Origin of the sequence: Nostoc sp. DedQUE02 (assembly GCF_034531035.1) — a bacterium.
Taxonomy (GTDB): domain Bacteria; phylum Cyanobacteriota; class Cyanobacteriia; order Cyanobacteriales; family Nostocaceae; genus Nostoc.
The window spans coordinates 469582-490972 of record NZ_JAVRBY020000001.1; the positions used below are offsets into that span (position 1 = coordinate 469582).

The 21391-nt window shown below is 41.6% G+C and carries 16 protein-coding genes; 13 read left to right on the forward strand and 3 right to left on the reverse strand.

What is annotated here, in order from left to right; genetic code table 11:
• Positions 1 to 71: 71 nt before the first annotated feature.
• From RMX98_RS01990 to RMX98_RS02010, 5 genes are all read left to right on the forward strand, one after another.
• Positions 72 to 1022 carry a MoxR family ATPase gene (locus RMX98_RS01990; protein ID WP_322678926.1) on the forward strand — a complete coding sequence of 317 codons (951 nt, stop codon included), beginning with the start codon at positions 72 to 74 and terminating at the stop codon, positions 1020 to 1022.
• A gap of 471 nt (positions 1023 to 1493) precedes the next feature.
• The gene (locus tag RMX98_RS01995) at positions 1494 to 3221 is read left to right on the forward strand and encodes an ATP-binding protein (protein WP_322678927.1); all 1728 of its coding nucleotides are present in this window, start codon (positions 1494 to 1496) and stop codon (positions 3219 to 3221) included.
• Positions 3222 to 3330: 109 nt separating this feature from the next.
• A complete protein-coding gene (locus tag RMX98_RS02000) occupies positions 3331 to 3702 on the forward strand; it encodes a response regulator (protein WP_322678928.1) in 372 nt (123 codons plus the stop codon).
• A 116-nt stretch (positions 3703 to 3818) separates the two neighbouring features.
• The gene (locus RMX98_RS02005; protein WP_409880711.1) at positions 3819 to 3908 is read left to right on the forward strand and encodes a hexameric tyrosine-coordinated heme protein; all 90 of its coding nucleotides are present in this window, start codon (positions 3819 to 3821) and stop codon (positions 3906 to 3908) included.
• Complete coding sequence (locus RMX98_RS02010; RefSeq protein ID WP_322678929.1) at positions 3895 to 4029, forward strand: hexameric tyrosine-coordinated heme protein; 135 nt, start codon at positions 3895 to 3897, stop codon at positions 4027 to 4029. Before RMX98_RS02005 ends, RMX98_RS02010 begins: the two co-directional genes overlap by 14 nt.
• Before the next feature lie 130 nt (positions 4030 to 4159).
• Here RMX98_RS02010 and RMX98_RS02015 read toward each other — a convergent pair whose 3' ends face one another.
• Positions 4160 to 4822, reverse strand: a complete 663-nt coding sequence (locus RMX98_RS02015) for a GIY-YIG nuclease family protein (RefSeq protein ID WP_322678930.1) — start codon at positions 4820 to 4822, stop codon at positions 4160 to 4162.
• A 319-nt stretch (positions 4823 to 5141) separates the two neighbouring features.
• Here RMX98_RS02015 and RMX98_RS02020 point away from each other — a divergent pair, with 319 nt between their 5' ends.
• A complete protein-coding gene (locus RMX98_RS02020) occupies positions 5142 to 6071 on the forward strand; it encodes a sugar ABC transporter permease (RefSeq protein WP_322678931.1) in 930 nt (309 codons plus the stop codon).
• Positions 6072 to 6105: 34 nt separating this feature from the next.
• On the opposite strand, the gene RMX98_RS02025 is transcribed toward RMX98_RS02020, so the two are convergent.
• On the reverse strand, positions 6106 to 12078 hold the full coding sequence (locus RMX98_RS02025; protein ID WP_322678932.1) for a translocation/assembly module TamB domain-containing protein: 5973 nt from the start codon (positions 12076 to 12078) through the stop codon (positions 6106 to 6108).
• Positions 12079 to 12343: 265 nt separating this feature from the next.
• Between RMX98_RS02025 and RMX98_RS02030 the strand changes: the two genes are divergently transcribed.
• Positions 12344 to 12790 carry a DUF3110 domain-containing protein gene (locus RMX98_RS02030; protein ID WP_322678933.1) on the forward strand — a complete coding sequence of 149 codons (447 nt, stop codon included), beginning with the start codon at positions 12344 to 12346 and terminating at the stop codon, positions 12788 to 12790.
• A 133-nt stretch (positions 12791 to 12923) separates the two neighbouring features.
• Positions 12924 to 13850 (forward strand): N-acetylmuramic acid 6-phosphate etherase, encoded by a 927-nt coding sequence (gene murQ / locus RMX98_RS02035; RefSeq protein WP_322678934.1) that lies wholly within the window; start codon positions 12924 to 12926, stop codon positions 13848 to 13850.
• 133 nt (positions 13851 to 13983) lie between these two features.
• On the opposite strand, the gene RMX98_RS02040 is transcribed toward murQ, so the two are convergent.
• Positions 13984 to 14316: a hypothetical protein gene (locus RMX98_RS02040; RefSeq protein ID WP_322678935.1), complete on the reverse strand. Its 333-nt coding sequence runs from the start codon at positions 14314 to 14316 to the stop codon at positions 13984 to 13986.
• A gap of 628 nt (positions 14317 to 14944) precedes the next feature.
• On the opposite strand from RMX98_RS02040, the gene RMX98_RS02045 reads away from it, so the two are divergent.
• From RMX98_RS02045 to RMX98_RS02065, 5 genes are all read left to right on the forward strand, one after another.
• On the forward strand, positions 14945 to 16144 hold the full coding sequence (locus RMX98_RS02045; protein ID WP_322678936.1) for a response regulator: 1200 nt from the start codon (positions 14945 to 14947) through the stop codon (positions 16142 to 16144).
• 451 nt (positions 16145 to 16595) lie between these two features.
• On the forward strand, positions 16596 to 16958 hold the full coding sequence (locus tag RMX98_RS02050; protein WP_322678937.1) for a response regulator transcription factor: 363 nt from the start codon (positions 16596 to 16598) through the stop codon (positions 16956 to 16958).
• Between the two features lie 111 nt (positions 16959 to 17069).
• The gene (locus RMX98_RS02055) at positions 17070 to 17543 is read left to right on the forward strand and encodes a chemotaxis protein CheW (protein WP_322678938.1); all 474 of its coding nucleotides are present in this window, start codon (positions 17070 to 17072) and stop codon (positions 17541 to 17543) included.
• A gap of 126 nt (positions 17544 to 17669) precedes the next feature.
• On the forward strand, positions 17670 to 20978 hold the full coding sequence (locus RMX98_RS02060) for a GAF domain-containing protein (RefSeq protein WP_322678939.1): 3309 nt from the start codon (positions 17670 to 17672) through the stop codon (positions 20976 to 20978).
• A 141-nt stretch (positions 20979 to 21119) separates the two neighbouring features.
• A complete protein-coding gene (locus RMX98_RS02065; RefSeq protein WP_322679093.1) occupies positions 21120 to 21389 on the forward strand; it encodes a four helix bundle protein in 270 nt (89 codons plus the stop codon).
• Positions 21390 to 21391 lie beyond the last annotated feature (2 nt).

A 21391-nucleotide genomic window follows, 5' to 3' on the forward strand; every position in this document is an offset into this window, starting at 1 on the left:
TTCTGAATCCTGACTCCTGAATTCTGCTGTATGCATAATATTTCTGTGTTAGTTATCTATCAATAAAAAATATGAGCGAAACACATCCTATCTTAATTCGTCTTGCTCAAGGTCTTAATCAAGTAGTTGTCGGACAATCTAACCTAATACAACAACTCTTAGTAGCACTTCTAGCGGGTGGACACGTAATTTTGGAAGGAGTACCGGGAACTGGGAAAACCCTCTTAGTAAAAGTGTTGGCGCAGTTAATCCAAGGGGAGTTTCGCCGGATTCAACTGACACCAGATGTTTTACCTTCAGATATTACTGGTACAAATATTTTTGACTTAAATAGCCGCAATTTCACTTTGAAAAAAGGGCCAATATTTACCGAAGTGCTGCTAGCAGACGAAATCAACCGTACTCCTCCCAAGACACAAGCGGCGCTGCTGGAAGCGATGGAAGAAATGCAGGTAACGCTGGATGGTGAAAGTTTGCCCTTACCAGATTTATTTTGGGTGATTGCAACCCAAAATCCTCTGGAATTTGAGGGGACTTATCCCTTACCAGAGGCACAGTTAGACAGATTTTTATTTAAGCTGGTGGTAGATTATCCCGATCAAGCTGCTGAAAAACAAATGTTGCTCAATCGTCAGGCGGGGTTTGCAGCAAGACGTTTAGATATTAGCCGTTTGAAACCAATCGCAACAGTAAGCGATATTTTGCAAGCACGACAAGCAGTCAAAGAAGTTAAAGTATCAGAAGCGATCGTTGATTATTTATTGGCGTTGGTGAGAACATCGCGTCAATATCCTGATTTAACTTTGGGTGCATCGCCTCGCGCCACTGGTACTTGGTTGCAGACATCTCAAGCTCTAGCGTGGTTAGCTGGTAGAGATTTTGTCACTCCAGATGATGTGAAAGCAGTTGCATCACCCTTATTACGTCATCGCCTGATTTTGAAACCAGAAGCGATGCTGGATGGTTTACAAATGGATGCGGTAATTGCGTCGATACTTAATCAAGTACCAGTTCCAAGGTGAAAAAATTAGACTTCTTGCATAAATTACAAATAATACTATAGCAATCCGCTTTGATTTCTGTTCGCGAAGCGTGGCGTAGCCATAATTATTTGCGTAGGAGGTAATAGGTAATAGGCAGTAGGCAATAGGCAATAGGCAATAAATAATAGACTTCTTGCAGAAGTCGGGAAAAGGGGAAAGGGAAAGGGGGAAAGGTTTGTTATTTTCCCTTTCCCCTGGTTGGTGAGCTTGCCGAACCATAACCTTTTCCCACCTCTTGCAAAAAGAACTTTTGCAAGAGGTCTATTGATTTGGTAGGTGTAATCTACAAACTTGATTTGATGTTTTTAACATTAGAAATTAATCGGGGAGAACTAGGGGAGATAAAGAGGTTATTGATATTTTTTTTGTAACTGATTATTAAGACATGGAACTAAGGTTAAAATCTCTAAGAAGAATTAGTAGCCTATTCTGGGTAAAGTCGATATTGCCATGCCTAAAGAGCCACTCAACTTACCAAAAGCAGACATCCTGGTGATTGATGACACACCAGAAAACCTAAACCTCCTATCTGCTATGCTGACGGAACAGGGATACAAGGTTCGCAGCGTAACTAAAGGTTCTACAGGGTTACGGGGGGCAAATGCAGTTCCCCCCGATCTGATTTTGTTGGATGTGAATATGCCGGAGATGAATGGCTATCAAGTCTGCCAACACTTGAAGGCAAACGATCGCACCCGCGAAATTCCAGTAATCTTTATCAGCGCTTTGGGTGATGTGCTGGATAAAGTGAAGGCGTTTGCAGTTGGTGGAGTGGACTATATCACTAAGCCTTTTCAACTCGAAGAAGTTTTAGCTCGAATTGAAAATCACTTGACGATTTGGAAACTGCAACAACAACTCCAAGCCCAAAATGAGCGGTTGCAGCAGGAAATTAGTATTAGCGAAGCTTCCCGAAGGGCTCGCGCCAAAGCAGAAGAGAAGTTTGCTAAAGTTTTTCGCTCTAGTCCCAATCCAATTGCGATCGCCACCATTTCAGAAGCTCGTTTTATTGATGTCAATCCCAGTTTCTTGAAGATGAGCGGCTACTCGCTAGAGGAAGTGATTGGACACACTGTTACTGAACTTAATTTAGGTAAGGATGCAGTAGCGATGTCTGACGACAAGCCCTTCTCTACGAGAGGCTGCACTTCTCTACGAGACGCTCCGCGAACGACTACGCTCAGTGACCACGCCAACGGGTTCGGGAATGACGCTCAAAGACTCGCTAACGCTAAGACTGCGACCCCCTCACCGCGTAGCGTCTACGCCCAGACTATCCAACTTTTATCTGATACTGGGCCACTCTATAATCAGGAATTTGAATTTTCTACCAAGTCTGGAGAGGTCAAGACTATACTGCTATCTATGGAAGTAATTGACCTAGATGGAGAGCAATGCGCTTTATTGATTGCCAACGACATCACCGAACGTAAACGCTTGGAAAACGAGTTTATCTCTCTAGTTAGTCACGAATTACGTACACCTTTAACCTCTACGATGGGAGCGTTAGATTTGTTGGGTGCAGGACAATTAGGAACTCTAACTGAACAGGGACAAAAAGTTCTGAGCATTGCTACTATTAATACTGAACGGCTGATCCGATTGATAAATGATATTCTCGATTTAGAGCGGATGAAATCAGTCAAAATTTTCATGCAGAAGGTGAAGTGCAACGCTGCTGACCTGCTGATTATGGCAACAGAAACAATGCAGGCAATGGCAGATAAATTGCAAGTTAAACTGATTGTTCACCCTCTAGCAATTGAACTTTGGGCAGACCCCGATCGCTTACTGCAAACTCTAACCAACTTAATAAGTAACGCTATTAAGTTTTCTGAACCAGGTGATACTGTGTGGGTAAGTGCCACACTCGCAGAACACAAGGATGTTGAGTTGGCAGAAAATGACCATGCTTCAACACAAAGCACTCTATTACCCGGTTTCCTGCTAATTACTATTCAAGATGAAGGGCGAGGAATTCCTAAAGATAAATTACAAATAATCTTTGAGCGTTTTCAGCAGGTAGATGCATCCGATTCCCGCAACAAAGGAGGGACAGGTTTAGGACTGGCTATCTGCCGAAATATTGTTCACCAACATAACGGTAAAATCTGGGTTGAGAGCATTTTGGGTGAAGGTAGCACGTTTTATGTACTGTTACCTTTAGCAGCTTTCTAATAAATGGCTTCTAACTGTTTAATTCTCCCCTGCTTTTCCCCGATTTAGCTTTAGAATATCTCCAGAGCGATCAAGCAAATCAGCACATACATCGTGGAAGAGTGTCATTATGAGCAAAAATATCTTGATTGTTGATGATGAAGAAGATGTGCGAGCGATCGCCAAGTTGGGATTAGAAATGGGTGCTGGTTGGAATGTTTTGACAGCTAGTTCTGGTCAAGAAGCCTTAAATGTAGCTATTAACCATAAACTAGATGTCATATTACTAGATATGATGATGCCTGATATGGATGGGCGTGCAACTCTGCAACAACTGAAAGCTAACCCCGCCACTAAAAAAATTCCAGTAATTTTATTAACAGCCAAATTTCAGCAATCGGATCGAGAGAGATTTACTGATTTGGATGTTGCTGCTATTTTTGCCAAGCCTTTCCGTCCCTTGAAACTGGCAGAGCAAATCAGTGAAGTACTGGGTAGTTAGCCATCCACTTTTTTACGTTTAGCGATCGCTGTTTGCGACATTCTAGGCAGAATCCATGCAGCCAATGTAATTCATAAGGATATTAACCCTGGAAACATCGTCCTCAATCTCCACTATTGACTGAGACACCAGAAGAAGGACGACAACTGGTAGTCAAAATGTCACAGTTAATTATTAAATTAACTCAGCCGAATGAAAAAAAATGAAGAAAAACGCAACCAACTGCGAGATGTTTATGGCAATGATGCCATGATTGTGATTGCAGTTGGTCAGACGGTTGCAACATTTGCCACGATCGCAGCTACTAATAACTACTGGCGTAAGTAATATCTCGAAATCATCAAATCAGAGATTTGTTTTGATTCGAGAGGAATTCACCATGAAAGTTTTGATTCAAGCGATCGTCAGTTTTTTGTATTTATTGTCGATTTCGTCTAATAAGTAATTTAATTGACACCTAAGACCTAGTTTCCTGTGTTTGTGCGTCGATAATTACACTCCAGTCATCATTTGTCACAGCAGTTTCAAGTTGGCTCTGACGTTCGGCTATACTCACATCTATTGTTTCTGACTCTTTAGAGAGGCTTGTATCAGCCATTGCTTTCCGCAGTTTTAACTTTTTCTCCTCGTAGGCTTGACGTTCCACTTTTGACATTACCGCCTTCGCAGCTTCGCCTACCGTACTAGCCCACATTTCGTTTTCGGAAGCATTACCACTAGGTGTGCTTTCGAGTTCTGCTATCCATGCATCTCGCAAATCTTCCATTTCTTGACGCTTAGGGAACTTGAATGCTTGCACACGCACAAAAGCACACTTTTGCTTACCATTTTGGTTCACATGACTGTTTAGGGAAAGTAACACATTCCGAGAATAGCCAATGTACTGCGTACAACGTTCTGCGTCTAATACTGCATAAACACCCGCAATTTTAGCGTTCTGAGCAGATGCACTCCAAGCCTCAAGGTCAATGATTTCAGTACCATTGTTTGCCAGTTCAGGGGTTATACTCACCTCAGTAGCGGTGTGTTCATCGTCGGAACTATACAAAAATTCATGTAGTCCACGGTGGTTAATGGGGACATTTTGATGTTCAATTGGCGGGTTGTGCTGAGTTTCCATCGTAGTTTATTCCGAGTGATTAATTAGCGTTACGCAAATATATGCCTTTAGAATATTGAAGCTTAAATCTACTCACATCCCCAAATTCTTGCTAACAAAGCGCAAACAACTATTAAACCTTATATAGGATAGGACTCATACTTGACTTTTGAAAAATCTCAGTACAACTTAGGAAGCCTTCATCCCTATTGCCTATTGCCTATTGCCTATTGCCCATTGCCCATTGCCTATTGCCTATTGCCCATTGCCTATTGCCTATTGCCTATTCCCTATTCCCTGACGCAAGCAAATCAGTTCAGAAATCAAAGCGAATTCCTATATGAATCAATTAACACATAAAGATTGGATATTCATCAAACAGCGACTGACCCCTTATTTATTTTTACTACCCGCCTTAGTTCTTTTGGCGTTAACAGTCTTTTGGCCTGCACTGCAAGCGTTTTACCTCAGCTTTACCAGCTACGAAGATATCGCCCAGCCACCACAATGGATAGGTTTCGCCAACTTCCTCAAGCTTTGGAAAGATGCAGTTTTTTGGAAAACCTTGGAAAACACTTTTTTATATCTTCTGGGTGTAGTACCAATTTTAGTAATTGCTCCTTTAATACTGGCAATTTTGGTAAATCAGAAACTGCGAGGAATGAATTGGTTTAGAGCAGCGTACTACACCCCAGTTGTAATTTCAATGGTGGTTGCGGGAATAGCTTGGAAATGGCTGTATGCAGAAAACGGATTATTGAATCAGTTATTTAAAGCTTTAGGTATTTTTCCAGAAGGTATTCCTTGGCTAACTAGCCCAGCAAAAATTCTTGGCATTGTACCAATTTCTCTTGCTAGCGTTATGGCTGTCACCGTGTGGAAGGGACTAGGTTACTACATGGTAATTTATTTAGCCGGGTTACAATCAATTCCTGCTGATGTGTACGAAGCTGCTGCGATCGATGGCTCTGATGGTATTAACAAACATTGGGATATTACCATACCTTTGATGAAGCCATATCTAGCACTAGTGGCGGTAATTTCGGCTATTTCTGCGACCAAAGTATTTGAAGAAGTCTACATTATGACTCAAGGAGGGCCACTCAGTAGCTCGAAAACAATTGTTTATTATTTATATGAGCAAGCCTTCACCAACTTGGAAATTAGCTATGCTTGCACGATTGGGTTAGTACTATTTTTGATAATTTTAGGATTGTCAATTTTGCGATTAGTTATTAATCAGCAGGGAGACGATAATATCACAATTTAATATTGCCTAAGTTTAAATAATTTGAAACGGAGATTTAAAACCGCGTTTGATACTCCACTACTGCACGACTATCATCGGTTAAGTTAGTGGAAGCACGCACACGAAATTCATTGTTTATTCGATAATTAACGCCCCATTGGAAGGGGTCATTTGTTGTCAAAATTTTGATGCTGGAAACGGATATTTTAGAAGAAATATCAACCCCAGCTTCTGCTGCTAATTCCAAAGTTGAATTGCTTTTTCCTGCTTCAGGATTCTCAGAAATAACGGTAGGAAATATCCGCAGTTCACTTAAACCAAAAGTACTCCCAATCTGGCTAAAAGCTGATTGAAAATTATTGAATACAGCCGATCCGGCGATGTTAATCAGACCCAAAGTACTATCTGCACGTCCTTGGGTGTCTACAAATCCACCTCCTAAAAGAGCAACAATTTCGGTTTGGCTACGTGATGGACTACTTGTTAGTTCTAAATTTTCATTCAGTTTGCTAGCTAAACCGTTGATAGTAGCTTCGACTCGAACACTCTCTAAAGCAGATAAACCTGTGGCATTTACTCGGCCGAAGTCATTACTTTGAGTTACGTCCAGTACTTTGGCAAATAGCCGAATATCTAAATTGGGGTCACGAGGTTGAGAAGGACTAAAAGTTGCGGTGTGTTTATAGCCACGAGCAAGGTTAAATTGGGTAGTAAATAAATTTACCCCTCCTTGTTCTAACTGGATAGTGCCATCGGGTATAGGCTGATTGATTAAGCCGTTAACTATGAGATTACCAGTGGCGCGGAAGCTGAGAATAGGGGCACGGGTAATTTGGACGTTTTTGCCTAGTTCTAAATCTAGATTATTAAATCTGGCGATGCCTAATGGCAACGCTGCCGCCGATTTATTTTCTGTACCATTCCCAATTTCAGGTTTACTCTGTTTATTGGCTTTTGTTGGTGATACGCCAATGCTGCCATTTCCTGATGAAGCATTGCCAGTAGATTCTGCCAGCAATACTTGACCATCAAATAAATTTACTTTACCGCCAATTACCGGATTAAGGGCAGAACCAGTAATTTGCAAATTGCCGCTAGCGCCTCCCTGGTAAAGTCCCTTCAGATTCAACGCTAACTGTTCGAGATTAACAGTCAGGGGATTATTGATAGTCACGTTCTCATTGTTGAAGATGGGAATTTCTCCAGCAGCTTCTACCTTCCCACGGCTAAATCTACCTTGAAGATTTTCTACTAAGATGCTGTCAAAATTAAACAGCACTCTACCTGTGACACGTCTGAGTTTACCTGGCAAAGCCTGGGCTGAAAAAGTAGCATTATTAATCGTAGCAATTCCATTGACTTCGGGTTTTTGCAATGTTCCGCGTACCTTGAGGTCTACTTCTCCTTCACCTTTTTCAAATACCACTTGATTAGTCAATGCGTTTAACAGCGCCAATCCCTCGTTTTCTAACTTCATATCCAAACTGATTTGATCGCTGTCTGGTGCAACGGTTGCGAAAGGCAATTTATAAGGGATGCTGCCAGTAATATCAACAGGTTTTGGGCCAGCAACGGCTACAGTGCTACCAAAGTTTAAGCGTCCGTTGGCATAGCTGAAGCTTGCGATCGCTGACTCTATTTTGCTCTGATTTAGTATTCCTTCTGTAATTTGCAATTCCCCTCTAGATTGGGGATTAGCAATGCTGCCGGCTATTGCTGCTGTACCGTTAAGATTACCTGTGATTCCAACTGGCAGTTTGACAAAATTATTCAGTAATTGTACCGGAAAATTATTCACCCGCAACTGTCCAGATTGTTCATCACCACCAACGTTACCCGTGAAGGCAATCAACCTGTTTTCAGATTCAAGCCGTAAAGGTCGCAAACTCAAAACACCGTTTTCAAAGTTGCCTTCGGCAATCACTTTGTCAGCAGTATAATAACGATTTCGTTCTTCCTTTTTACCCCAGGCAAAGTTTTGTCCATTCAAATTAAAATCCACTGATAATCCATTGGCTGTAGCTGTATTTACAGCCACTTCCCCGTTGAAAGTCCCCTTTAAGTCTGCCAAATCTGGTATGGGAGTGGAGTTAAGTCGCTGTTCTTCCTGTTTTTCTACCAAAGCTTCAATTTCAGAAAACCGTTGGATTTGGGTTAATAAAGGTTGATTTGGCACTCCTTGGGGAGTGGTGGTTAGATCCTCTGCTGTGCCATAGATTTCTGCTGAACCACCTGGCAAATTTTGTAAATCAAATACCTGTGCTACAGCTAGAACATCTTGGATCTCACCCTGCTTGACGTTCAGTTTACCTTGTAATTGAGGGCCTTTAGGGCTTTGGGCAAAACTACCAACAAGGGCGTAGCTACTTTTGCCTTTGACAAATTCGCTACTGGCGAGTGTCGCTTTACCGTCACCGTAGCGGAATTGAGCCGCTATTCGATCGCCTTTAAGCCGGCCAATTTCCGGATTAGCGATCGCTAAATTCCCCGTTGCTGCCAATGTCTGCTGATTAAACAGCAAATCTCCAGTTAACAAGCCAGTTATCTTAGCAGCACCCAGTCGAGTAATTGCTGGTGGAGTCAAATTCAATATTTGTAAGGGGAAATTTGCAACCTTGAGTGCCCAATCATTGCCTTGAACATTACCTGTGGCTGATGCTTGCTGCCATTTTACTAAGAAGGATTTCGGGCGATTATTGGCATCTAAATTGAAGGCCAAGCGATCGCTATTTCCTGCCAAGTTCAAACTCAAACCGCGTCCCTGTGCTGAATCAATGTTTCCAGTTAACAACGGCTCAAAAGCAATATTTTGAACAACCAAGTCTCGTAAATTAATTTGCCCTACGACATTTGGTAAGGGCAGCTTACCAGTGATTTGACCATTAAAATCTACTCTCCCCGCCACAGCAACCTGATTAGGAAGATTGATCGGTAACTGTTTTAAGTTGTAATTCTGCGCCTGGACGTTGAGATTTAATGCCGTAATTTCCGGTATACCTGCCTTTTTAGCATTAGCTAATATGTTACCAGTCACACTTAAACCGGGAGCAGTTGCTTGCTCAATAGTCAGCCTTTCACCACTCCAAGCGATCGCCGCACTCAAGGGTTGCTCCAAACCAGGGATACCTTGGGATAATTGCACCTGTCCAGCAGCACGCACATCAGCTAACTTGGATGATCCTAGCGCGCCAGCTAATTGCAACTGACCGCCAAACTGACCCCGCAATTGCTGATTGAACCGATTTAATTCCACACCGTCAGCATTAATTACAGCTTGATAGCGACCATTGGCCACTTGGATATTAGAGGCTGCGATCGTTCCACTTCCAAGATTCACCCGTCCCTGACCACTGGCTTGGATAGTTTGCGGTTGGAAGGATTCAACAGAACCCGCCACGTTTGCTTGACCAGTTAACGTCCCTCGAAACTGCGGTGGTACTGCTGCTAACTGCTGCAACGGTACATTAGTTGCCTGAACTTGCGCCTGATATAAACCATTACCTACTTGGATATTAGAGGCTGTAATAGTTCCACCTGCAACATTTACCCGCGCTTGACCGTTGGCTTGAATAGTTTGCGGTTGGAAGGATTCAACAGAACCTGCCACGTTTACTTCACCAGTTAACGTCCCTCGAAACTGCGGTGGTACTGCTGCCAATTGCCGCACAGGTACATTTTTAGCTTGAACTTGCGCCTGGTATAAACCATTCGCAAGTTCGATATTAGAGGCTGTAATAGTTCCATTCCCAACATTTATCCGCGCTTGACCACTGGCTTGAATAGTTTGCGGTTTAAAAGAATCAACAGAACCTGCGACATTAAACTGACCAGTTAATGCTCCTTGGAACTGCTTTGGTACTGTTGCCAACTGTCGCACAGATACATTCTTAGCCTGAACTTGCGCCTGATATACACCATTACCCACTTGAATATTAGAGGCTGTAACCGTACCACCGCCAATAGCAAGGCGACCCTCACCACTGCCACGGAGGGTTTTCAGGCTGAAATCATCTCTATTGCCTGTGATTTGGAACGTACCCGCCAATGGATTATCTAAAGCTGGGGGGGACTGTTTCAATATTTGTCCCAACCGCACACCATTAGCTACAAGTTGAGCCGAAAAACTTTGGTCTTGCAGTTGGATATTAGAAACTGCAACTGTGCCGCCACCAATTTGAACTCCTGCCCCATCACTGCGAATTGTGGCAATTTTAAATGGTGCTGTGCTGCCTGAGAGGATGAGACGACCATTGAATTGTGCCCCCGCCAAAGAAACATTTTGTAGTTGACTCTTGTCTACAAAGGGTTCCAATTTTACCCCAGAGGCAACAGCTACAGCTTGCCAACGCTCATTGGCATAACTTCCAGTTGCCCGAACTGTACCACCACTTACATTTAGAGCCACATTGCGGAAAGAGACGGTGCGATTTGGAGCAATCGCAACTTCGCCAGTTCCGGGGTAAGTTCCGTTAGGAGCTTGAAACTGTACCACAGTTTGGACATTGGTAGGAGCGCCAGTTAATTGGGCTGTACCTAAGACATTGCCGATTTGAAAGGTGGGTGTTGTTTCGTAGACTTTGGCGATCGCATCCCCTGGAACATTCTTGGCAGCAAAATTTAAATCCAGTTGCGGGCTTTTACCGAGTTGAATTGTACCAGCGCCCGTAATGTCACCACCGACTTTGGCTTTACCTTGAATATCTTTCAGGGTAATTAAAGAGGAACTAGTAACAAGCTCAAACTTACTACTGATACTATTAAAGTCAACTTTATCAATTCGGGCAGTTTGGATTGTGGCAACTGAGCCGGAGAGAATTGGCTCTTTCGTTGAGCCAGTAATCTGCAAAGAAGCTTGTACTTGTCCAGCGATCGGCACAGGTAGTTTTACCTTCAGAGTCTCCTGGGCATTTGCCAAACTCACCGCATTTACACGCGCTGCCAACTTAAAGCCTGCTTGAGTGTCGATGATTCCCGTAGCCACTAGGGGAATTTTGCCGTAGTTGCTAGTAACATTATTTAACTGCACTTCCGTTCCCTGGAAGCGCAGGTTTCCTTGACTATTGCTCAACAGTTGCGGTACTTTAGGTATTTGCAGCGTTACCCCTTGCACTGTAGCATTGCCAAACAATAAAGTTTGCTGTCCTGGTGTTAACCGAACTAACAAGTCGCCATTGGCTCGACCCGCCTGTAAGTTCATTGGTAACTTAATCAACCGAGTAATATCCGCAGCCAAGAAGTCTTGTGCTTGCACCTGGAAGTTCCCTGCTAGCACCTTAGAACGTGTCTCTCCCTGAATGGAAATATTGCCACCACTGTCTGCTTGCCCCCCCACTTCAAACCTGACCAACTGGTTATTTGCTAAAAGTTGGGCAGATCCGTTCAGTTGAGAAAATGTTACGGGGGATAAGGGAGACGCAGAAGATATTCCTCCCCCTGCTCCCCCTGCTCCCCCTGCTTCCCCTGCTTCCCCTGCTTCCCCTGCTTCCCCTGCTCCCTCTACTCTCCCCTGCGGCATTAACGCCAGCTTGGCATTGCGAAACCACAATTTGTCCAAATCAGTTTTAATCGCGCCGCCTCCACCTGACGACGCTATAGTAGTGGAAACCCAGCGTCCTTGATCATCCTGTTGAATGTAAATATCCGGGTTGACTAAAGTGACATCTAGTTTTAGGTGACGGTTAAAGATTAGTTGCAACAGGTCAAAACCCACCTCCACAGATTCGACTGTGGCCCGATCTGGATCTGTGGGTGTGGCTGGGATAGTTGAAGCCCCAAACTGCACTCCCGTCAACGAAAATTGTGTGACTTTTCCTAGTTTTACCGGACGGTTGAGTGTAGTCGTGAGACTTTCTTGTGCCAAGGGTGTTAACTCTGTTTGGACAAAAGTCCACAACCGCCAAATTCCGACAATAACTCCTAACAGCAAAAGTCCGCCCAAAGCAATGCTACCCCGACTCAACACCAGCAACCACAGACGCTTGCGGATAGGGGACGGGCAGAGAATATCTTGATTGGGAGATTTAGTCATTTGCTTTCACTGTATTAATTGCCGGATGTCGCTGGCATACACAAGCATTAACTGACACATTGGTTCAGTATGCCATTTCCAGGATACGCCAACTAAACCCAAGACCCCATTGGTTGAGTTACGGTATTTGCTTGATCCAATACTTATGCTTCATAATATTGGGGTTTTCAGGTAAATCTGATCTAAATTGAGTGAAAATTGTTCCTATGACTTTCCTTAAGGCACAGCGTAGAACTTTAATATGAATAAACCTTAAAAAGGACAGATGATTACACCAATGCGTGTTTTTGTGTTAATTTTTAATGCTCGAACCGAAAATGAGGGGATTCACACGATTCGGGAAGGCGATGCCTCCACCGGCAAGCTACGCAATAAAATTCTGATGTTCGAGTCAGAAGACGATGCCACGCGCTTTGCCCTGATGTTAGAAGCTCAGGATTTCCCCGCACCGACACCAGAGCCGATGGATGCTGAGGAAATTAAGGAATTTTGCGAAAGTGCTGGATATGAATGGGAAATTATCCCAGAAAACAGCAATTTAGTTGTAACTCCCCCAGAACTGAACGTCGAAGAAACCGACTGGCAAGCAAATGCCCAGAAGGAGGATACTGTTGAAGACACCTTCCCTCTCAATCAACAGCCACTAGAAGAACCAGAATTGTCTGATTCTGAACTAGAGAAGATGCGTCGCAAATTGGAAGGATTGTTGTAATCAGTCATTAGTCATTAGTCCTTGGTCATTGGTAACACGTCATTAGCCATTGGTCACAAATGACTAATGACAATGGACATCGACGCCCAAAGGGCGTTTTCCCGTAGGGTAGGACATAAGGATCAAAGGACAAATGACAAACTTGCAGGAACGCGGACATCTTTTAACCGAACTGGTAAATCCTAACAGTCTGAACTTAGACCAGCTCAGTTCTCTGGAATTGGTGGAGTTGTTTAATGACGAAGACCAAAAGGCTGTCGCAGCAGTTGCAGCAGCGAAAATTCAGTTGGCAGAGGCAATTGAGCGCACCGCAGAGCGTTTGCGCCACGGAGGACACCTATTTTATATCGGTGCAGGGACAAGTGGCCGCTTAGGGGTGTTAGATGCTGCTGAGTGTCCACCTACTTTCTGTACACCCCCAGAGTTGGTACAGGGAATTATTGCTGGTGGCGCTGGCGCACTGGTACGTAGTTCTGAGGATTTAGAAGACAGCATCGAAGATGGTGAGGCTGCGATCGCTGGGCGACACATTACCCAGCTAGATGTAGTAGTTGGCATTACTGCTGGTGGAACAACGCCTTATGTCCACGGTGCGCTTCATGCTGCTCGTCAGCGTGGAGCCATGACTATTTTTATCGCCTGTGTTCCCACAGAACAAGTTAGTTTTGATGCTGATATTGACATTCGCCTATTGACAGGGCCAGAAATAATCGCTGGTTCAACTCGCCTCAAAGCTGGTACAGCCACTAAATTAGCTTTAAATATTCTTTCTACTGGGGTGATGGTCAAACTAGGCAAAGTTTATGGCAATCGGATGGTGGATGTGGCAGTCACAAATCAAAAGTTACGCGATCGCGCTTTGCGAATTTTGCAAGACCTTACAGGTTTAAGTCGGGAAGCTGCGGGTTTTTTACTAGAACGCAGTGGTAAATGGGTTAAGCTGGCGCTATTGATGCATTGGACTGGTTTGGAAAAAGACGAAGGCGATCGGCTGCTTTCAGCACACCAAAGCAATCTCAGAGCAGCTGTTGTCAGCTATCAAAACGGCAAGCAATCTTGAAGAAATTTTCTAAATAAATACTCTATATATGGCTGCTACTTATCTTAGTAGCACGCCTTTTTTTAAGAAATTTTTTTAGAAAAGCTGACAGTAATATAGTGATTCTCAATTGCGTGAAATACACACCTAAACCTCAGCCCCTAAAGAGCAAGCGTTGGGGAGTGAGCATCAAAGCCTCTCTCCTAAAAAGAGAGAGGTCATACCAAGTTGCGTTCAAAAATATTAGTTTTGACAGGCTGTTCTTGAGCAGGGGAAGCAGGGGAGGCAGGGGAAGAAATACTACATATAATTGCAAAATGGTGTCAAAATGTATTGCATCCAAACGAGAAGCGCTATAATATTCATTCAAAAAATCTTTACGACAGATAACCCCATCCACACTGACGCTCACCCTCGCAAAAGCAGTGACGGGAGGGGTTTTATCCATCTGTTGCATTCTTTTTTTTAATTGATATATAGGACTCATATTTGATTTCTGAAAAAATTCAATACAACTCAAAGAGGCTTCTTGACTGTTGCCTATTGCCTATTGCCTCTTGCCTCTTACGCAAATAAGTATGGCTACGCCAAGCTGCGCGAACAGAAATCAAATCGGGTTGCTATAAATAATTTTGTTGAGAATAGTAAATTTAAATAAATATTTTTAACATACTTTGTCAATGTGAATAGCTACAAAACTCTCTACAGACTGCTAATCTTTTTTTTAATTAAAATTCCGAACTTATACGGATATGATTCAGTATAGAAATTCTTAAAATGATATATCATTACATCATGATTTGGGCTATGGCAACCTCCTTGAGTCATAAATATTAGCAGAAAATTAAAGTCTGTCAAAAAAACCTCTATGCTAGATAAATTATTTACTAGCAGTATTTTTGCATCTGCCTTGCTTTTAATAATCTAGATTTAGACTCCTAATATACCCAAGTATTTGCACTTATCACTACTAAAACATTGTGACTGAAGTGTTGCTTAACTTTAACAAGGAACTTAAGAAACTTTTCTGGTTAATTGAGATAGTAGCTGGATTTACGCAATGCTCTACTAGTGTCCGTTTTTAATGGCTAGCTTTTTAATAAAAGGAACAAACTATGCCCCATCAGGAACTTATTTCAAATAACCTAGTAAATGAATTTAAAACTTGTACTCAGCTACAATACAATGGCAAATTAAATATTAAGAGTTCAAAGGGTAGTCAATGGACTTTTTATTATCGGCTGGGACGGATAGTTTGGGCAACAGGGGGAACTCATCCTTTCCGACGTTGGCGTAGACATATAGCTCAAAATTGTCCCCAAATTGATGTTAATAAATTGCAGTTACGTGTGCAAGACCTATCAATTGATTACTGGGATTATAAACTGATAGAAATATTTTATAAAAAACAGAAAATTCAGAGGGAGCAGATTCAATCTATTGCAGAAAATACGATAGCAGAACTATTATTTGACCTAGCTTTGCAAGGAAACTTTGCTTCTATAAGTTGCAATCGCAGTCAAGAAGTTATCTTAGAGACTCCAATGAGCTTCACGAGCGCAGAAATGTCTGTAAAACACATGCAAGACTCGTGGAAAATTTGGTCAGAAGCTGGTTTGGCAAATTTCTCTCCTGACTTAGCGCCAGTTCTGCGGCGACCAGAGCAACTTGAGCAGATGGTAAGTCCATCTGTTTACAAAAACTTTGTCAATTTAATTAATGGCAAATTCACTCTGCGAGATTTAGCCATGAAAATGAAGCAGAGTGTACTGCCACTCACTCGTTCGTTGCTTCCCTATATCCTTAAAGGAATTATTGAATTGGTAGAAGTACCTGACTTGCCTTTAGGAGTTACTGAAGTCAACAATAGCTCTACCACCATACAAGCAAAGAAGCGGATTGCTCCACTAGTAGCTTGCGTCGATGATAGCCCTCAGGTATGTAAAATGCTAGAGGATATTATCACTACCAATGGATTGAGATTTGTCAAAATTCAAGATGCTGTACAAGCTCTACCAACCCTAATTCAAGATAAACCAGACTTGATTTTCTTGGATTTGATTATGCCAGTTGCCAGTGGTTACGAAATTTGCACTCAGCTGCGACGAATATCTACCTTTTCTAATACACCAATAATTATATTAACAGGCAGTGATGGTCTGTTAGATAGAGTTCGTGCAAAAGTAGTTGGTTCTACAGATTTTCTTACTAAACCTGTAATGGCTGATAAGGTAATGGGTATAATACGTAAATATTTACCTACACCGAGTGTATCTCCCGATAAAATTAAATCTAATTTAGAGGTTTGTAATTAGTAATAATTAGAGGCAAGTTTTGATTCTGAATTATTCCGCAAAACTTATAAAGTTTTCTACCTCAGTAAAAATTAAATTATTGGGTTAAAACGATTTTTGATTTTAGAGATCGGATTTATTATCGAATTAAAATTAGTTTGCTCTCAATCTTTTTTCACTTTTGAATATTAAATTCAAAATTCAAAATTCGGTGATTAAACTATTTTATATTCAAACATATATTAAATTATATTTATTACGTACTTTTTCTGAGGTTGATACATAAAGATTGAATCAAAATTAGACAAATACAAATTTTTGTATTTATAGCAGTCCTATTTGATTTGTGAAATAGTGCTTAGGGCAAAGGGGTTAGGGCTAGTCTCTAGTCCCTTCTATGTCTTTTTTGAGGAATCATTTAGGATTTGTATATTTTGTCTACATTTTGATACAAAATTAACCAGTAATTACCATGAATACTATTTTAGTTGTTGAAGATGGCTTAACAGATATGGAAATAATCAGCCGTTACTTGCAACAGGCAGGTTATTCTGTCATGAGCGCCAAAAGCAGTGAAGAGGCTCAAGAGAAAATAGATATAAATAAGCCAGATATAATATTTCTCGACGTAATTTTACCGGGAAAAAGTGGCTTTGAAATTTGCAGGGAACTAAAAAGTAATCCCGAAACTAGCAAAATACCTGTGGTTTTTTGCTCTACAAAAAATAGTGATGTAGATAAAATTTGGGGTAATATGTTGGGCGCTGATGGTTATCTATCAAAACCGATCGATCGAGAGGAATTAGTGGTAACTTTAAAGCGATTACTTAATTAGTAAAAATGTCATAAATTAACACATATTATAAGTTACTATTTCTAACAATAGCAAACAGTAACTGAAAATGGTAGCTCAAGATAAAGAATCAATCAGAAAGGATCAATAGCTTTGGAAACCCAAGAAAAATTTTTAAGTTTTAATTTAGGAGTAAGTGATACAGCAGTAATTTCTTTACAACACATAACCGAGGTTTTGCAAGTATCATTACCAGAAATATGTGGCGTTCCTCAGATGCCAAGTAGCGTTTTGGGTATTTATAATTGGCGCGGTGAGATGCTTTGGTTAGTCGATTTAGAGGCAATGTTAGGTTATCCTCCAATTTCGCAAGGGTCAAATTTACTTTCAAAAATGATGGCGATTGTTCTAGAAAATAAGGGTAAATATTTGGGGCTATTGGTGCGACAGCTTATAGATATTGAATGGCTGGATACTAAGGAAATGAAACCCGCAACTGCTGAATTATTTTATCCCAAAATATCACCTTTCTTACAGGGATATTTTATTAATGATTCAGAGAACATGATTTTTAATTTGGATGCTACAACTATTCTCCAAGCTCCGATTTGGAGTATTCATAATTGAATATTTAGGAATGCGTGATTAGGCAGAGATTTTTGGTAACTCCTAATCATTAGTTAGCAAATATTAGCTCATTCTTAACTGTCAATTAATCTAATTATTATCTATTGCAATTGTGAGGTTCATAAAATGACATTCTTGTATAACAATAATCATGATAATCAACATCTAATCTCTGAATTAGAAAATCAAAATGGTAATGCAAATATAGCGAATATTGCTAGTAGTGAAATATCTTTATTAAATGCGATCGCTCAAGAATTTAAAACTTGGCGCCGACATTTGCAAGACATCGTGACTTACATGCGGCAAGCGCCAGACTTTGATACACTACTCAAAATCACTGTAGCCCAGATTAGAGAAAAAATTGGCTGCGATCGCGCCTTAATTTATCAGTTTACTTCGCGAGAATTAGGTAATGTTTTAGCAGAATCTAGAACATTAGGTTGGACTCCGACTTTAGGTGAAAATATTCCCGGAATTCTTTTTGGACTATATACCAACCAAGACTATATAGAACCTGTAACTATTGACGATATCAATCAGATTCAACTTAGCCCTTATCAAAAGCAACTGCTAGATAAATTCCAAATTAAAGCTAGTCTGAGTTTACCGATTGTAGTAGAAGGTAAAGTATGGGGGTTACTAGTAGTTAATAATTGCTCCTCAACGCGACAGTGGCAAGAAGTAGAAATTAGTCTACTATCTCAAATTACAACAGAACTGATTTACAAGTTGCAAAGCTTTGAGTTCCAAAAAGAACAGCAACAACGGCTACTAGCAAAAAAATCGGTAGCTAAAGTCATCGACAAAATTCTACGGATATCAAATGTCGATAAGCTTTTTCAAACCACTACTCAAGAAGTACGCCAATTACTAAAATGCGATCGCGTCGGTGTCTATCGCTTCAAACCCGACTGGAGTGGCGAGTTTGTTGCTGAGTCAGTGGGTAATGGCTGGATAAAAATGGTCGGCCCTGATTTTTACATGGTTTGGGAAGATACCCACTTACAAGACACTCAAGGAGGACGTTATGCCAAGGGTGAAAGCTTTGTAGTCAATGACATTTATCAAATGGGACATGCTCAATGTCACATTGACATTTTAGAGCAGTATGAAATGAAAGCTTACATCATTGCGCCCATATTTGCTGGAGAAAAATTATGGGGTTTGTTGGCAGCTTACCAAAATTCTGGGCCTCGTGATTGGCAACCTTGGGAAGAAACCTTTGTAACTCAAATTGGGTTGCAATTTGGTGTGGCTATCTCACAAGGAGAATATCTCGAACAAGTGCAGACAAAATCTGACCAACTAGCTCAAATAGTTGAACAAGAGAAAGTTTTCACTAAAATAGTCAACCGCATCCGACAATCTTCAGATGTAGAAAGCGTCTTCAAAACAACCACTCAAGAAGTGCGTCAATCACTGCAATGCGATCGCGTCGCTGTCTATCGCTTTAACCCTGACTGGGGTGGCGAATTTGTGGCTGAGTCTGTGGGTACTGGTTGGACAAAACTAGTAGGCCCTGATATTAAAACCGTTTTGGACGATACTTACTTACAAGAAACTAAGGGAGGTAGGTATGTTAAAGGTGAAAACTTTATCGTTAATGACATTTATGAAGTAGGGCTAGCTCCTTGCCATATTGAGATTTTAGAGCAGTTTGAAGCCAAAGCTTACATCATTGTTCCGATATTCTTTGGGGATAAATTGTGGGGATTGCTGGCAGCTTATCAAAATTCTCGCCCCCGTGAATGGCAAAGCTGGGAAGTGAACTTTTTAGTTCAAACTAGCTTGCAATTTAGCCTAGCTAAATCACAGATAGATTATTTGGAATTAGTGCGGGTGAAATCTGAGAAACTAGCTCAGATAGCAGAACAAGAGAAAGCTGTCACCAAGATCAGTAACCGCATCCGACAATCTTTAGATGTAGAAGAAATCTTCAAAACAACCACTCAAGAAGTTAGGCAATTACTGCGATGCGATCGCGTCGCCGTGTATCGTTTCAATCCTAACTGGAGTGGTGAATTTGTTGCAGAGTCAGCAGGTCATCTTTGGGTAAAACTGGTAGGCCCTGATATCAAAACTGTCTGGGAAGATACCCACTTACAAGAAACTCAAGGAGGTCGATATGCCCAAGGAGAAAACTTTGTTGTAAATAATATTTATCAGGTAGGTCATTCTCCTTGCCACATTGAAGTTTTAGAGCAATTTGAAGCCAAAGCTTATGTAATTGTTCCTGTATTTGCCGGGGAGCAATTGTGGGGATTGCTGGCAGCTTATCAAAATTCGGGAACTCGTGATTGGGAAGAATCGGAAGTTACTTTGTTAGCACGTATTGGCAGCCAATTAGGATTGGCATTACAACATACCGAATATTTGCAACAAGTACAAGCGCAGTCAGCAAAATTAGCAGAAGCCGCAACACGAGAAAAGGCAGCTAAGGAGTTACTACAAGAACGATCGATTCAACTCTTAAAAGCCCTTAGACCCGCCCTCAACGGCGACTTAACAGTACGCGCACCGATTACAGAAGACGAGTTAGGCACGATCGCCGATGCTTACAATAATACCCTGCAAGCGCTGCGGCAAATCGTTATTCAGGTACAGGGAGCTGCTCAACAAGTTGCCCAAACTTCTAGCAATAGCGACGCTTCACTAGCAGGATTGACCAATCTGGCACAACAACAATCTGAGGAAATTACCGCAGCTTTAGGTGACATTCAACAGATGGTGGACTCTACTCAAGGTGTGGTGGCGAATGCTGAGTTAGTGCAACTAGCAGTGCAAAAAGCCAATCAAACTGTAGAGTCTGGCGATACCGCCATGAACTTGACTGTAAAAGCAATCCAGGGAATTCGCGAAACCGTTGCTCAAACCAGCAAAAAGATTAAACGCCTCAGTGAATCCTCGCAAAAAATCTCCAAAGTGGTGAATTTGATTGGTAATTTTGCCACACAGACAAACGTACTGGCTCTGAACGCAGCCATTGAAGCCACCCGTGCCGGTGAATATGGCAAAGGCTTTGCAGTTGTTGCTGATGAAGTCCGTTCTTTATCTCGCCAGTCAGCAGCAGCAACCATCGAAATTGAAAAATTAGTTCAGGAGATTCAAGCAGAAACCGGGGAAGTTGCAGTAGCAATGGAAACTGGTATTCAGCAGGTAGTAGAAGGTACGAATCTTGTTAGCGATACTCGCCAAAACTTAAATGCGATCGTTTCTGCAACTGCCGAAATTAGTCAGCTAATCGAGCGAATCACCGCAGCAACCCAAAACCAAATGGCGCAATCTGTAACAGTAACTAAATCAATGCAAGATGTCGCAGAGATTGCCAATAAAACTTTTGCTGAATCTCAAGAAATTGCTAGTGTGTTCCAAGATTTATCAGGAATGGCACAAGAGCTATTAACAACTGCTGCTAAATTTAAAGTCAAATGAATTTTAGATTTTAGATTTTAGATTTTGGATTATGAATGAGGAGGATTTTTAGCGGAGAACAAAGCAGCTAGCATTGCGAGTAATCCGCTTAGTAGAAGCTCTCCCACAGAGCAGAACGGCAGATGTAATTGGCAGCAGTTAATCCGTTCAGCAACATCTGTGGGAGCTAAATATCGGTCAGTTTGTCGTAGTAAGTCAACCGCCGATGTCATTGCTAAACTCAGTTTGGTAGAGGAAGAAGCTGATGAAAGTCTTTATTGGATGGAACTTGTTGTTGAGGTTGGTTTATTATCACTGGAAAAAGTAAAAAGCTTGATGTTAGAAAAGATCGAAATTCTGGCAATGACAGTTGCATCAATTAAAACTTTACGCAAAAAATCTAGAATACAAAATTTAAAATCAAAAATCTAAAA

Bases quoted from the DNA above. Each gene is read 5' to 3' on its own strand.
- RMX98_RS02020 (WP_322678931.1), top strand. From the start codon at position 5,142: ATGAATCAATTAACACATAAAGATTGGATATTCATCAAACAGCGACTG.
- murQ (WP_322678934.1), top strand. From the start codon at position 12,924: ATGACAAACTTGCAGGAACGCGGACATCTTTTAACCGAACTGGTAAAT.
- RMX98_RS02025 (WP_322678932.1), bottom strand. From the start codon at position 12,078: ATGACTAAATCTCCCAATCAAGATATTCTCTGCCCGTCCCCTATCCGC.
- RMX98_RS02030 (WP_322678933.1), top strand. From the start codon at position 12,344: ATGATTACACCAATGCGTGTTTTTGTGTTAATTTTTAATGCTCGAACC.
- RMX98_RS01995 (WP_322678927.1), top strand. From the start codon at position 1,494: ATGCCTAAAGAGCCACTCAACTTACCAAAAGCAGACATCCTGGTGATT.
- RMX98_RS02060 (WP_322678939.1), top strand. From the start codon at position 17,670: ATGACATTCTTGTATAACAATAATCATGATAATCAACATCTAATCTCT.
- RMX98_RS02050 (WP_322678937.1), top strand. From the start codon at position 16,596: ATGAATACTATTTTAGTTGTTGAAGATGGCTTAACAGATATGGAAATA.
- RMX98_RS02040 (WP_322678935.1), bottom strand. From the start codon at position 14,316: ATGAGTCCTATATATCAATTAAAAAAAAGAATGCAACAGATGGATAAA.
- RMX98_RS02045 (WP_322678936.1), top strand. From the start codon at position 14,945: ATGCCCCATCAGGAACTTATTTCAAATAACCTAGTAAATGAATTTAAA.
- RMX98_RS02000 (WP_322678928.1), top strand. From the start codon at position 3,331: ATGAGCAAAAATATCTTGATTGTTGATGATGAAGAAGATGTGCGAGCG.
- RMX98_RS02010 (WP_322678929.1), top strand. From the start codon at position 3,895: ATGAAAAAAAATGAAGAAAAACGCAACCAACTGCGAGATGTTTATGGC.
- RMX98_RS01990 (WP_322678926.1), top strand. From the start codon at position 72: ATGAGCGAAACACATCCTATCTTAATTCGTCTTGCTCAAGGTCTTAAT.
- RMX98_RS02015 (WP_322678930.1), bottom strand. From the start codon at position 4,822: ATGGAAACTCAGCACAACCCGCCAATTGAACATCAAAATGTCCCCATT.